Raw genomic sequence first — 14,317 nt, 5'->3', positions numbered from 1 at the left:
TGTATATCTGCTGTCCGATCATATCTGAACTGCCAGGAGGTTTGCCATGGCGATATCCGAGTGGCATACGCTTTCACCGGATGCTGTGCTTGAAAAACTTGCCGTTACATCCGCAGGCCTGAGCAGTTCCGAGGCAATGCGCCGGCTTGCTGATTGCGGCCCTAACACGCTGTCGTCGAAAAAAGCTGTGAGTCCTCTGAAGCTGCTTTCCTTACAGTTCAAAAACGTACTGGTACTTACGCTGCTGTTTGCCGCGGCGTTTTCGGCTTTTCTCGGTCACGGGATTGAATCGCTTGCAATAGCCGTAATCGTGCTTTTTGCCGTGCTGCTTGGTTTTATCCAGGAGTTTAGGGCTGAGAAAGCCATCGATGCGCTTCGAGGTATGGCTGCTCCCCAGACCCGGGTGCTTCGCGACGGAATCGAACGGATTGTTCCGGTATCGGATGTCGTGCCCGGCGATCTTTTGCTGCTTGCCGCCGGAGACCGCATTGCCGCTGACGCCCGTCTTCTTACATCGGCTAACCTTCTTGCAGAGGAGGCATCGTTGACCGGGGAGTCGTTGCCTTCCGAAAAGAGCGCTTTTTCCGTTCTTCCCGCAGAAGCAGGTCCCGGCGACCGGAAAAACATGGTTTTTGCCGGTACTTCGGTCAGTTACGGCAGGGGATCGGCGGTTGTGGTAGCTAACGGCATGCAGACCGAGTTCGGAAAAATCGCGGCAATGCTCCAGCAGGTGGAGACCGAGAAGACTCCTCTTCAGAAGAACCTCGACAAGATTGGCGTTACGCTTGCTCGTGCCGCCCTGATCATTGTGCTTGCGATCGTTGCATTGGGACTTGTGCGCGGACAGCCGTTTATCGAGATGCTGATTTTCGGCATAGCGCTTGCCGTGGCAGTGGTACCTGAAGCTCTTCCGGCGGTTGTGACCATCTCGCTTGCGCTTGGTGTTCAGCGAATGGTCAGGCGCAATGCCCTGATGCGCAGGCTGCAGGTTGTAGAGACTCTCGGAAGCACCACGGTGATCTGTTCAGACAAAACCGGTACGCTCACGCGCGATGAAATGACCGTAAGGGAGATCTATGCTGCGGGAGCCCGTATAGATGTGAGCGGATCGGGTTATATCCCTCGGGGCGAATTTACCAGAGTGGGGGGCCTTCCTTTGCCGGATACCCTTCAGCGTCTTCTTGAAGCAGGCGCGCTTTGCTGCGACGCAAAACTTTTACAGAATGAAGATGGCGAATGGGAGATCAAAGGCGATCCCACGGAAGGAGCTCTGCTGGTGGCAGCTCTCAAAGCCGGAATCGATGTTCGGGAACTTGAAGGCCGTTTTCCCCGCATCGGCGAATTGCCATTCTCATCGGAAGCAAGACGTATGATTACCTTGCATGATGATGGAGGAGTTTCCGTGGCCTTTATCAAGGGCGCTCCGGAATCGGTGCTTTCGGGCTGTACAGGTATTTTGTCCGATCATGGCATTGCTCCCCTCGATGAAGCCATGAAAAACCAGCTGCTTGGCGAAGCCGAAGCCATGGGCCGCAAGGCGTTGCGGGTGCTCGCCCTTGCCGGGAAAACCGCAGCGACGCTCGACAGCGCGTCTGAAGGCATGACTTTTCTCGGCATTGCGGGAATTATCGATCCTCCGAGACCGGAAGCCTCTGAAGCCGTGCGGAGATGTATGGAGGCAGGTATCCGTCCGGTCATGATCACCGGCGACCATCCGGTTACCGCCGAGGCAATCGCTCGCGAAATCGGTATCCTTCGTACCGGCAGGGTGGCGACAGGAGCCGAGATGCAGGATATGGACGACGACGCCCTGCTCCGTTCTGTCGGCGACATCAGTGTCTTCGCCAGAGTAGCTCCGGAGCAGAAGCTCCGTATCGTCGATGCCCTTCAGAAGAACGGCGAAATCGTAGCGATGACGGGAGATGGCGTGAACGACGCTCCTGCGCTGAAAAAAGCCGATATCGGCATATCGATGGGCATTACAGGCACCGATGTTTCGAAGGAGGCTTCCGCCATGATGCTCACCGACGACAATTTCGCTTCTATCATCGCTGCCGTAGAGGAGGGACGGGGTATTTACGACAACATCAGGAAGTATCTCACCTATCTGCTTTCTTCGAATATCGGAGAACTCGGGCTCATGGCAGGAGCCTCGGTTTTCGGTCTTCCGCTTCCTCTCACTGCCGTACAGATCCTTTACGTAAACCTTGCCACCGACGGGCTTCCTGCGCTTGCTCTTGCCGTCGATCCTCCCGAGAAAGGGATCATGCAGCGTCGTCCGAACGATCCCCGGCATAGCATTTTCACCCGTCCGGTACTTGCGCTCATGCTTGCTGGCGGTATCTGGTCCACTATGGTAAACCTGTCACTTTTCCATTGGGCGCTTCATTCAGGCCGCTCGCTTCAGGAATCCATGACCATGACCTTCGTCTCTCTGGTGCTGATACAGTTTTTCAAGGCATACTGTTTTCGTTCCGCTTCGAAGCCGCTTTTTCACAGACCCCTGGCCAACCGGTGGCTGAATGCCGCTGTCGCCTGGGAGCTTGCTCTGCTTGCTTTCGTCATTACGGCGCCCTTCCTGCGAGAGGCGTTCAGCACGTTTTCTCTGACTTCTGATGACTGGCTGATCGTCCTTTTTTCCTCGTTGACCGTCATTCCCGCTATCGAAGCGGTGAAGCTGCTGATCCGCAAAGGCGTGATTCGCAGATAGCAGAGTTCTTTGGTACATTGATCCGCACTTTACGCTTTGCGTTCCAGCTTTTTTGTGAACTCTCCTGCAGCTTTGTAACTTAATGGTATGTGGCGTCCGGTACTGCAATGTTTCTCCGTTTCGGGAAGGTCTCTCACTGGATGTTTCATAAAAGCCTTTCTACATGATTTTTTCACCTGAAAACCCCTGTCTGAAATGGCTGTTTCAAACGCGTCGAAATCGGAAATTCGCTTTGCCGTAGTGATGTACGGCGGCGTTTCGCTTGCCATCTATATGAACGGGATCGCGCAGGAATTGCTGCGAATGGTCAGGGCGACCGCAACCAGAGGTGCTGAGAACAGTCCGCTGGTGCCGTTTCGAAAGCTCGATCGCGTTGAAGCGGTCTATCGGAAAATCGCTTATCGCCTCGCTGGTTACCCTAACGAGCAGGAGCTGCTGGAGAACGATGCGCCGCTTGAAAAAAAATTCATCATAGATATTATTTCCGGTACTTCTGCCGGCGGCATAAACGGTATTTTTCTTGCCAAAGCGCTTGCTGCCGGACTGAAGATCGATGAGCTCAAGAATCTCTGGATCAGCGAAGGAGATGCAAGCCTGCTCATAAACGATAAAAATTCGACGAAAAAAACCGGATTGAAACTCCGGAAAGAACCTCAATCGCTTTTCAACAGCCAGAGGATGTATCTGAAACTTCTCGAGGCTTTTGAAAAAATGGAGCGGACGGAAAATGAGGATTCAAGCGGAAAGCCATATGTTGACGATCTTGACCTGTTTGTGACGGCGACCGATATTCTCGGCCTCACTCTTCCTTTAAAACTATCCGATTCGACGGTTTACGAGCGAAAACACCAGACCGTTTTCCGCTTTTCCCATTCCCGATCTGGCAGTGAATCATGGAACGATTTTGTGTCGGAAAACAATCCCATGCTTGCGTTTGCCGCCCGTTCGACCTCTTCGTTTCCGTTTGCCTTCGAGCCTGTTATGCTGAGCGACATTGATGAAGTCCTCAGGAACAAGCGCTATAAGGAGGAGTTTTTTTCAACAGGAAAGCGATGGAAAAGATTCTTTAAAAACTATCCGGAAACGCCGCCGTCCGGAAACGTCGGGTACCGGTTCCGGTCATTCGGTGACGGAGGTTATCTTGATAATAAACCCTTTTCCTATGCGATTGAATCCATATCGGCAAGGCATTCCGATTATCCGGTGGAACGAAAACTGCTCTATATCGAACCAGCTCCGGAACATCCGGAATCGGCAAGCGAAAAAGAGGATCGGCCCAACGCATTTGAAAACTCTATGGATGCCCTGCTCAAGCTTCCCCGATACGAAACCATTCGGGAAGATCTTGAAAAAATCCTCGAACGAAACCGGTTGATCGAGAGGATAGAGCTCATTATCAGAAATCTGGATCGCGATAAGAACGAGTCAAGATGGATTCCTCCATACAAGGCTGTTTACGGCGAATGGAAGGCAAGAAAAGAGAAGAGTGCCGATGGTGTTTTTACCGAACCCGAGCCGGTATGGGCAAAACCCCTGTTGAACGACCGGGAGTGGGCTATGTTCGATCTTGCCGATATGACCCTCCGCAAAGGCCCCGGCTATGTGGCCTATCACAGGCTTGAAATCGAAGCGGTTACTGACGATTTTGGCAGGCTTCTTGCAAGGGTAGGCGGCTTTGACGAACATTCCGATACTGTTTTTGTTTTCAGAAACCTTCTCAATGCATGGCGGGAGATGAAGTTTGTGGAATACCGCAGCAACGAGAACTTTTCTGACAAGCCGCCTGAAACCATGAACACGTATTTGCACGCTTTCGATCTGACGTTTCCGCTCCGAAGGCTCCATTTTCTCAAACGTCAGATAGACCGCCTGTACCTGCTCGATGATGATGCCCTTCATCACGAATCGGCAGACTGGTCAGAGCAGCCGGCACCTCGCGAGGGTTTATGGATAGAGTCCTTCAGAGAGGAACTGCTTTCGATCAGAAAGACCGTTATGCGTATGCAGACCATGCTTATGGATGTCGGCCGCAGACTTCGTTCGCGGTTCAGGACTGCTGCCGATCCGGCCTCGGAAGCTTCGCGTGTTCAGCCGATCCATGAGCTGGTCGAACGACTTGTTCAAGCTCTGTCCTCGAGTTCTGAAATTCTTGCTGGAGACAGCGAATGCAAAGGCGCGACCTGCACCATCAGGACATCGGTAGAGCGCGAAAACTCTTTTCGGCATGTCATCGATTATTTTCTCGATAAGAATCGATCCCGCAAATCAGGTTCATGGAATTCCGGGAGTTCCGATTCCGGAGTAATTGCCCGTGAGCAGGATAGCGATGAACTGGCACGCAATTTTCTCAAACGAAACCAGACTGTTCTCAAGCTGTTGGACGAGATCGGTAACGCGGTTGAAACTTCGTTGAGCGTTGCCATCGAAAAGAGCGACGAAGTCTGCCGGGAAATTCTCTGTATGGACGCTGCGGGCAGAGCAGGAACGTACGGCCAGATATCGGCCCGTCAGATTTTACAGGCATACTACAGAAATTACAGCGACTACGATATGGTGCTGTTCCCCATGCTCTATGGAACGGGAGCAGGTGAAGGAGGTCGTGTGGACGTTTCGCGCATCAGTCCGGAAGACGCGACTTTTCTTGTCGATGAACGGGAGAACAGGCTGAGGAAGCTTGCCGGAACCGCGCTCGGCAGTTTCGGTGCATTCCTTGAGGAGCGGTGGCGACGGAATGACATTATGTGGGGTCAGCTCGACGGAACCGAGCGAATCATATCAGCACTTGTGCCCGACAGGGATGCGGCGGGGAAGTATATCGGCGAAGCTCAGAGCGCAATTGTGCTCGATACCATCCGCACAATGGGACGCAAAGAGGCAAAAGACCTGCTTGTAGAGGCGTTTATGCGGCCGGAGAGCGGAAAACCCGAATCCGATGCGCTATCGAGGTTTGTTCGAACCCTGCAGAAGCATGCGGCTGATTCAGAACCTCGGCAGCAGGAATCTTCGGGAATTTCAGAAGATCTCGATGAACGCGAACTTCGCGATCACTATCACAGAATATTTTCAGTTAACAAAGGTCTCAATCCTGAAATCACACTGAAAAATGCAGCGAGGGCTACCACAGTGACCGGAAAAATTCTTTCCGGCATCGCTGATCAGTACAATCTCGCTGGTAAAAGTTATCTCTCTTTTCTTACGAGGGCCGGTACCTTTTTCTGGTGGCTTGTCGAAGCAGCGGTGCCTCGTACCATGACAAGTCTTTTGTTCAAACACTGGATCAAGCTGCTCTACCTGTTCGAGGTGCTGCTGATTGTTGCGGGATATCTGTTCGTGAACGAATCCGTTCAGCGGCTCGCATTAATGATTGCTGCAATAACCGGGGCACTGCATATCACGCTGCTCTGGCTGCAGGATCTCCTGCTGTCAAAAAAACGGATTTCCCGAATCATGAAAAGCATTGCGACGGTGGTTCTTCTCATGCTGCTGCTTTCCGGTATTGTCGCTCTGGCTGCGGTTACAGGAATGCAGGAACAGTGGTGGCCGGTTTTGACGGATATTCACGAAAGGTTCCGCGATTTCTCTGCATGGATGAAAAAAACAGGCATGTTTCTGTAGATCGTAATCATTGATCATTCCGGGAGCAACAGTTATGCCTGCCGGGGACAATTCGAATCAGAAATTTCCGGAGGAGATAATGAAGAAAATATTTTTCAGCTACAGCGAAAGAAGCAAGGAGACGCTCAAGACGCTGGTCGCCGATTTGAAAGAACTGCACGAATACGATCTCTGGATCGACCAGAAACTGACGGGAGGGCAGCAATGGTGGAACGAAATACTCAAACAGATCAGGGAATGCGACGTCTTCCTGTTCGCCATTTCGCCGGAATCGCTGGAGTCGGAAGCCTGCTCCCGCGAGTACACTTATGCGTACCGGCTTGGAAAGAATATACTTCCGGTCATGGTTGCGGATGTCGACACCATCAATCTGCTTCCGAAGGAGCTCAAGACCGTCCAGTACATCGATTACCGTGCGGCTGACAAGCATGCGTTCATGAGGCTTGTTGCTGCCCTTGACTCCCTTCCCGAAAGCAGTTTCCTGCCAGAGGTCATGCCGGAAGAGCCTGAAGTTCCTGTCTCCTATATCGACGAGCTTTATTCCGACATCAGGTCTTCAGAGCCCATGTCGTTCGATAGGCAGGCTTCGATACTGGTGAAACTCAAAGAGAAACTTCATTCTGAAAGCGAACGGCTGGATGCGATAAAATTGCTCGAAAAGCTCCGTGAGCGGGATGACCTGTACAGCAAAATCGGTAACCAGATTGCCGATATTCTTGCTTCGAAAACCGGCAGTTCAGCCATAAAACCGGCTGGCAGCACCGGGAAACGATCCGGTCATTCCGTTCAGGAAAAAAAGATCGTGAATCCGGATAACCGGACAAAACAGTCGGCACCATCCGAAGTTTCCGCTCTCAAGACCCTGCAGGGGGAGTCCGAGATAAAAAAGAAGAACCGGACAGCGCTGATTGCAGCTTCTGCTGTCGTTGTCATTATGGTTGGTGTGTTCTTCAGCTTTTTCCTGTTCGATGATGACTTCAGTGTTGAGCCGGTACGCCCTTATTATACACAATGGCCTGTAATCGCCAGTGACGATTTTTCACGTTTTCCCTGCAGATGGCCTTGTGGAAATTATTCGGCTACTCTGGTCACGGCAGAGGGAATGCAGGCAAACGATCAGTACAAAGCCGATCTCAATTTTACACAGCCTTATGAACAGTACAATTCGTTCTGGTTTTTATCTCCCTATTCGCCTGCTGCAGACTTCTATCTTGAGGCGGACGTACAGATCGTTTCAAGAACTTTTCAGAATGTCAGTGCCGGTATTTTCTTTCGCGGGAACGCAAACAGCTATTATGTTCTGAGAATAGGAGATATGTCGCAATTTTCTCTCTGTCATAACGAGAATGGAGTGTTGAGATTTCTGATCGGGTGGACGCAGATTCCCGATGTCAATCCTTTTGTTATGAACAGGATCGGTATTCTTGCAGAAGGTTCGACGATCACCATATTCATCAACGGGAAAAAATATGAGGTACAGGACAGTTCCGTGCTTTCGGGCAGCATCGGCCTGGAAGTGGCTTCATGGAATCCGATGATGGTGTCCGTTGCGCTCGATAACGTTGTGCTCAGACAGAAACCGTTATAGAATCATCAGAAACGGATGCGTTTGTTATTTGTTTATCACAATAAGCCATGCTCACCACTTCAATACTGTCGTTTCTCGGAAATCTGAGGGCAAACAACACCCGTGAGTGGTTCGATCTGCACAGGCTGGAGTACCAGGAGGCCTACGGTGATATGCTTGGTCTCATTTCGGATCTGCTCAGGGAAATCTCGTGCTTCGATAATGCCATCGAGGCTTCCGGACTCGATCCTAAATCCTGCATCATGAGGCTCCATCGCGACGTACGTTTTTCAAAAGACAAGTCGCCATACAAAACCAATTTCTTCGTTTTTATCAGTCCCGGCGGTCGAAAGAGTCCGTTCGGAGGTTACTATGTGCATATCGGACCCGAGGGTGAGTCGTTTGCCGGAGGAGGCGTCTACATGCCCGAACCCGCGGTTCTTGCACGCCTGCGGGAAGAGATCGACGGGCATTTCAGCGAGTGGAGTTCGATAGTTTCGTCCGAGGTGTTTCTTATTGCGTTTCCGGAAGGTGTTCTGCCCTCGGGCATGCTGAAACGACCTCCGAAAGGGTATGGTATCACCAGTCCGGCAATCGAGTACCTTAAGTACAAGGGGTACTACACCCGGCGGTTTTTAAGCGACGCCGAAGTGACCTCATCGGGTTTTGTTCCGAGGCTCGTCGCACTTTTCCGCACGGTGAAACCGATGGTTGATTTTCTTAACCGGTCCGCCGTCTGATGTTCTGCTCATGGATAAGGGCAAGGATGGCTTGTGTGCCCGGCTTTCGTGAATCTGCATTCGAGGGACACCGATGAGATTTTCCGCTGTTTACCCTACTCCGATAACCTTTCCCTCGAGATCGTACGGGTTGGAGTTCTTGATGCGGGCAAGACAGAACATGCCTGGCCGGACTTCGAAGCCGCCGGTTTCAAGGATGCACTCGTTGTCCACTTCCGGAGCGTCGTACTCGGTGCGGCCGAATGCCATGTTCTGCTCAACCTGATCAACGAGCACCATGATTTCCTTTCCTTCGAACTCCTGATTTTTCTCCTGCGAAACTGCTTCCTGCAACTCCATGAGTTCGGCCACGCGATCTTGTTTTTCTTCTCCGCTTACGTCGTCTTCGAGTTGCCATGCAGGAGAGTGCTCCTCGTGGCAGTAAGGGAAGCAGCCGAGGCGATCGAAACGGATTTCTTCGACGAAGCGAAGCAATTCCTCGAATTCCTCGCGGGACTCGCCGGGATAACCCGCGATCATGGTTGTACGGAGCCGGATGTCGGGGTTGCGCCGACGTATCTCTTCAAGCAGTCGAAATGTTCCTGCCCTGTCCACGCCCCGGTTCATGGAGCGAAGGATGCGGTCGTTTATGTGCTGCAGCGGTATGTCGAGGTAGTTGCAGATGTTTTCGCGCTTGCGCATGGTGTCGATCACCTCCATGGGAAAATTCAGCGGATAGGCGTAGAGCAGCCGGATGCGGCTGAATTCCATGTCGGCCAGACGCAGCACAAGGTCGTTCAGTAGATTTTTTCCTTCGAGATCGCAGCCGTAGACGCTTATGTCCTGCGCGATGAGGTTCAGCTCTCTAACGCCCGATTTTTTCAGCAGCGAGGCTTCGCGCAGGAGCTGCGCTGGCGGTTGACTCCTGTATTTTCCGCGGATTTTCGGGATGGAACAGAATGAGCACTGCCGGTTGCAACCTTCGGAGATTTTCAGGTAAGCGTAATGGGGAGGCGTAAGCAGGATGCGGCTGTCGAAAAGCGTTTCGCGGTAAAGGGCGCCGATGGCGGCCAGCACTTCGGGCAGTTCGCGTGTGCCGAAAAAACCGTCGACCTCCGGCATTTCTTCACGCAACTCCTTACGGTAGAGTTCCGGCAGGCAGCCCATGACGTAGAGTTCCTGTACCTTTCCCAGCTGTTTTTTGTCTATGGCCGCCAGAATTTCCGATATTGACTCCTCTTTTGCGTCCTGGATGAAGCCGCAGGTGTTGATGAGGATGATTTCGGCATCGTCCGGCATATTGGTGAAGATGGTGCCGTTTGCTGCGGCCTGGGCCATCAGCCGTTCGGAATCGACGGTGTTTTTCGAGCAGCCGAGGCTCTGCAGAAAGACCTTGCGCATTGACTAACTGTTGGTATTGCTGTTGAATTGCCGGAGAAAATCCTGTTTCCAGGCGATAAAGGTACCGTTCTGTATTTCAGTCCGGGCAGTTGCCGTGAGCCACATGAAGAAAGAGATGTTCTGCATGGTGCAGAGGGTGAGGCCGAAAATTTCCCCCACGTTGAGCAGGTGACGGATGTAGGCGCGGGAGTAGCTTCGGCACACCTCGTTATCGAATCCTTCGTCGATTGACCTGAAATCATCGGAATATTTTGCCGAGCGAAGGTTCATGGTGCCGTTTCTGGTATAGACCCTTCCGTTGCGCCCTTCGCGGGACGGGATCACGCAATCGAACATGTCGATGCCGCGTTCGATGGCGTTGAGAATGTTTTCCGGGGTGCCTACACCCATCAGGTAGCGAGGCTTATGTTCAGGCAGAAGCGTGTGTGAGAGTTCGAGAACCCTGTACATGGCTTCGGCCGGTTCGCCGACCGCCATGCCACCGACTGCGTAGCCGTCGAAGTCGAGATCGACGATGGCTTTCGACGATATGGCGCGAAGATCGGCATGCACGCCGCCCTGCGTGATGCCGAACTGGTACTGCTCGTGTCCGTAGTGTGGCGAAGTGACTGTAAAGTGTTTTCTTGCGCGTTCAGCCCAACGGATTGTCAGTTCTCCTGATTTCTCCACGTAGTTGCGTTCTGCGGTCGATGGCGGGCATTCGTCGAGCGGCATCATGATGTCGCTGCCGATAATGCGCTGTGTCTCCACCACGTTCTCAGGCGTGAACTGCAGTTTCGAACCGTCGAGGTGCGACTTGAATGTTACCCCTTCTTCAGTGATTTTCCGCAGGTCGGATAGCGAGTAGACCTGATAGCCGCCGCTGTCAGTGAGCAGCGGACCGTCCCAGTTCATGAATCGGTGCACCCCTCCTGCTTTTCCGATGATGTCGTTTCCGGGCTTCAGATAAAGATGGTAGGTGTTGGCGAGAATGATGTGTACGCCCAGTCCTTTAAGATAATCCGTCGGTACTGATTTTACGCTGGCCCTTGTGCCGACCGGCATGAAAATGGGCGTCGGTATTGCGCCGTGAGCGGTATAAAGCATTCCGCATCGCGCGGCAGAATACGGGTCTGTGGATGTAAGGTCGAATTGCAGCGGCATTTTTTATGTTGCGCCCGAAGGATTGCGGTGAAAACCGCCAATCTAATGAGTTTTGGCGGGATTAAAAAGCGTTTCTACCAATCGTAGCCGAGCATCCGCAGGATCCGTTGCGAATCCTTGTCGCCGAGGCTCGCTGCCGTTCTGGCATCATCGAGCGCTCCCTGGCGATCGCCAAGTTTACGTTTCGCTGCAGCCCGGCTGCCGAAGATTTTTGCCGTGCCTGGTGAGAGAGCCGCCGCACGGTCGTAATCTTCGATGGCTTCCCTGAATTTGCCATTATGGTATTTTGCCTTGCCGCTCCGGTAATAGCAGTCTGCAGCGCCGGAGTCGTTCGGCCCGTCTGCTCCGGAAAGCAGGAATACGATCAGCACTGCGATGAGGTGAATACGGTTCCTGATGAATCCTTTCATGGCATTCCCGTCGTTGTCGCTTTTATATAATGATACGTGAGAGTCAGATTATATTCAAGAAAAGCGTCACGAAGGGTATGGCGTTTTTTTTGGTATTTCCTGTACATTATTCGGTACTAACTCAATAGAGCTTCAATAATGCGTATGATTTTGCTTTATAATGCTTCATTTTGAAAAGTGATTCCTTCGATGTACTATACATCCTTATGAATCATGATCAACATTTTCAAGAGGGTTCATGACGGACAACGATAGGAATGCATACTGGTATGCGGTCTATGTGCGATCCAGATATGAGAAAAAGGTTAACAGGGATTTTATCGACAAGCGTATCGAGTGTTTTCTGCCTCTGCTCGAAACCTGGCGTCAGTGGAGTGACCGTAAGAAAAAGGTTAGCGAACCGCTTTTCAGGGGTTATGTGTTCGTAAGGATCGATATGAAGTCGGAGCATGTGAAGGTGCTCGATACCGATGGCGTGGTAAAGTTCATCGGTATAGGAAAAACGCCATCGGTTATCAGCAACCGGGATATAGACTGGATAAGGAAACTTGTAAGGGAGCCCGATGCCGTCAGGGGAGCGGTAAACCTGCTTCCTCCCGGACAGAAAGTGAGGGTCACGGCCGGCCCCTTCAAGGGACTTGAAGGAGTCGTGATGAAGGCTGGCCGCGAATCAAGGCTTGTGGTCTACTTTGAGGGAATCATGCAGGGTATCGAGGTCAGTATTTTTCCTGAATTGCTCGCTCCTCTTCATGCTTGTGACAGGAACTCCGATAGAGATCATTCTGAAGGATAGCGAGCCCATCCTCTTTCCCCCGGCCTCTGTTCGTTGCCGGATTTCCCCTGTTATTTTCTTATTTTGCGGGAATTTGAAACGGGTGCAGTTTCGGCTTTTCAAATCATGCTATCATGTATAATCAATGAACATTCTGGTTACCGGCGCGGCAGGTTTTATCGGTTTTCATGTCTGTCAACGGCTTCTTGAAAGGGGAGAGATCGTTACAGGGCTTGATAACCTGAACGATTATTACGATGTGCGCCTCAAGGATGCCCGGCTCGAACGTCTGAACCCTCATGCGAATTTCCGTTTCGTCAAGGCCGATCTTGCCGATCGCCAGGCAATGGAAGAGCTGTTTCGTGCCGGAAAATTCGACAAGGTGGTCAATCTTGCCGCCCAGGCAGGTGTCCGTTATTCCATTATCAATCCGCATTCCTATATCGACAGCAATATTCAGGGCTTTCTGAACATTCTCGAAGGGTGTCGCCATAACGGAGTTAGCCATCTGGTCTATGCGTCATCAAGCTCGGTGTACGGCGCGAACGAAACCATGCCGTTTTCTGTGCACGATAATGTCGATCATCCTCTCTCGCTGTATGCGGCAAGCAAGAAAGCCAACGAGCTGATGGCGCACACCTACAGCCATCTCTACAATATTCCCGCAACCGGACTGCGCTTTTTTACCGTTTACGGTCCCTGGGGTCGCCCCGATATGGCGCTTTTTCTCTTTACCGATGCAATTCTCGGCGGCAGGCCCATCAAGGTGTTCAATTACGGCAACCATCGCCGGGATTTCACCTATATCGACGATATCGTCGAGGGGGTGATCCGCACGCTCGACCACACGGCGGCAGGCAACCCCGAGTGGTCCGGGATGCATCCCGATCCCGGCTCGAGTCGTGCGCCCTGGAAGGTCTACAACATCGGCAACAGCAAGCCGGTCAACCTGATGGATTACATCGGTGCGCTTGAACGCGAGCTCGGAAAAACCGCTGAAAAGGAGTTCCTGCCCATGCAGCCGGGAGACGTGCCCGATACCTATGCCGATGTCGAGCAGCTCATGCAGGATGTGCACTACAAGCCGGAAACACCGGTCGAGGAAGGGGTCAGGCGGTTTGTCGAGTGGTATCGTGGTTACTACGGCATCGCCTGAGCCGCCAGCGCGTAATAGCTCCTTTTTCCCTCGCTGAGGAGCACGATCGCCCCCGAGCGCACCAGCGCGATAAGGGTTTCCCTTGCTTTCTGAAGCGATATGCCTGCCATTTCTGCGTATCCCTCCGCTGTTATCTGCCGGTGCTCCCGAAGGTAGCCGAAGAGCTGCATCTCTCCGGTGCCGAACGAAAGTTTCAGGGGGTTTTTTTTCGACTGCATGAGCGCGATTCTGTCGTCGCACAGAAACCGGTTACGGCTTCCTTCGCGGGTGTAGACCCGTTTTTCCGTTACAGACATCCGGGTTCGGGGGTCGGTGGTGTGCTCGATATGGTAGTGCGGCTTGTCGGGGCTTTCGGGTACGAGCACCATGAGTACGAGCCGGCGTTTGAACTCCTCGACGTAGATGTCGATTTCCGGTTCCGGATCGATGTGGAAACGGAGGGCTTCATGGACGATTTCAAGGGTTTCCTTCTCGCTGTGGATGCCGACGATTCGCCTGTCGTCATCCACTCCGATCAGGATGATGCCTCCCGTGCTGTTGGCGAAAGCTGTGATGGGTTTGGCGATTTTGGATGCAGAGTGCACGAGTCTCTTGAACTCGGTCTGCTCGTTTTCCCCCTCGGCGACAAGTTCAGGGAGCGAGAGCTGCTGGAAACGGTACCAGAACGGGGTCATAAGGGCCGGGTCTGGATGTTGAAAGGAGATCGTCAGTATGGACATGTATTCCGCTACTGGCGTTGAGTGGAGTATTGACTCCTTGCAAGCCTCGACTATTCATACCGACAGTATAACCATAAATGCCGGATTTTACGGGATTCAGCCTGC

At 52.4% G+C, this 14,317-nt stretch carries 10 protein-coding genes; 6 read left to right on the top strand and 4 right to left on the bottom strand.

Translation table 11 applies throughout. The features are described from left to right. Positions 1-46: 46 nt before the first annotated feature. The 4 genes from K4305_RS04910 (at position 47) to K4305_RS04895 (ending at position 8,632) form a co-directional block, all read left to right on the top strand. Positions 47-2,710: a cation-translocating P-type ATPase gene (locus K4305_RS04910; protein ID WP_331561270.1), complete on the top strand. Its 2,664-nt coding sequence runs from the start codon at positions 47-49 to the stop codon at positions 2,708-2,710. A gap of 195 nt (positions 2,711-2,905) precedes the next feature. Continuing rightward, positions 2,906-6,325, top strand: coding sequence for a patatin-like protein (locus K4305_RS04905; protein ID WP_331561268.1), 3,420 nt, complete (start codon positions 2,906-2,908; stop codon positions 6,323-6,325). A 79-nt stretch (positions 6,326-6,404) separates the two neighbouring features. Continuing rightward, the gene (locus K4305_RS04900; protein WP_331561267.1) at positions 6,405-7,913 is read left to right on the top strand and encodes a toll/interleukin-1 receptor domain-containing protein; all 1,509 of its coding nucleotides are present in this window, start codon (positions 6,405-6,407) and stop codon (positions 7,911-7,913) included. 47 nt (positions 7,914-7,960) lie between these two features. Further along, entirely contained in the window at positions 7,961-8,632 is a 672-nt protein-coding gene (locus tag K4305_RS04895) for a DUF2461 domain-containing protein (RefSeq protein WP_331561266.1), read from the top strand. 90 nt (positions 8,633-8,722) lie between these two features. Here K4305_RS04895 and rimO read toward each other — a convergent pair whose 3' ends face one another. The 3 genes from rimO to K4305_RS04880 form a co-directional block, all read right to left on the bottom strand. After that, a complete protein-coding gene (gene rimO / locus K4305_RS04890; RefSeq protein ID WP_331561265.1) occupies positions 8,723-10,012 on the bottom strand; it encodes a 30S ribosomal protein S12 methylthiotransferase RimO in 1,290 nt (429 codons plus the stop codon). A 3-nt stretch (positions 10,013-10,015) separates the two neighbouring features. Next, a complete protein-coding gene (gene tgt / locus K4305_RS04885; protein ID WP_442880426.1) occupies positions 10,016-11,155 on the bottom strand; it encodes a tRNA guanosine(34) transglycosylase Tgt in 1,140 nt (379 codons plus the stop codon). Positions 11,156-11,229: 74 nt separating this feature from the next. Beyond that, the gene (locus K4305_RS04880; RefSeq protein WP_331561264.1) at positions 11,230-11,565 is read right to left on the bottom strand and encodes a tetratricopeptide repeat protein; all 336 of its coding nucleotides are present in this window, start codon (positions 11,563-11,565) and stop codon (positions 11,230-11,232) included. Positions 11,566-11,803: 238 nt separating this feature from the next. Here K4305_RS04880 and K4305_RS04875 point away from each other — a divergent pair, with 238 nt between their 5' ends. Further along, positions 11,804-12,358, top strand: coding sequence for a UpxY family transcription antiterminator (locus K4305_RS04875; RefSeq protein WP_331561263.1), 555 nt, complete (start codon positions 11,804-11,806; stop codon positions 12,356-12,358). Between the two features lie 124 nt (positions 12,359-12,482). Further along, a complete protein-coding gene (locus K4305_RS04870) occupies positions 12,483-13,493 on the top strand; it encodes an NAD-dependent epimerase (RefSeq protein WP_331561262.1) in 1,011 nt (336 codons plus the stop codon). On the opposite strand, the gene K4305_RS04865 is transcribed toward K4305_RS04870, so the two are convergent. Beyond that, a complete protein-coding gene (locus K4305_RS04865) occupies positions 13,478-14,167 on the bottom strand; it encodes an AlbA family DNA-binding domain-containing protein (RefSeq protein ID WP_331561261.1) in 690 nt (229 codons plus the stop codon). The two genes, K4305_RS04870 and K4305_RS04865, sit on opposite strands and share 16 nt — an antisense overlap. Positions 14,168-14,317 lie beyond the last annotated feature (150 nt).

This window comes from Chlorobium sp., assembly GCF_036528655.1.
GTDB lineage: Bacteria > Bacteroidota > Chlorobiia > Chlorobiales > Chlorobiaceae > Chlorobium.
This window is presented reverse-complemented; position numbering and strand designations above follow the sequence as displayed.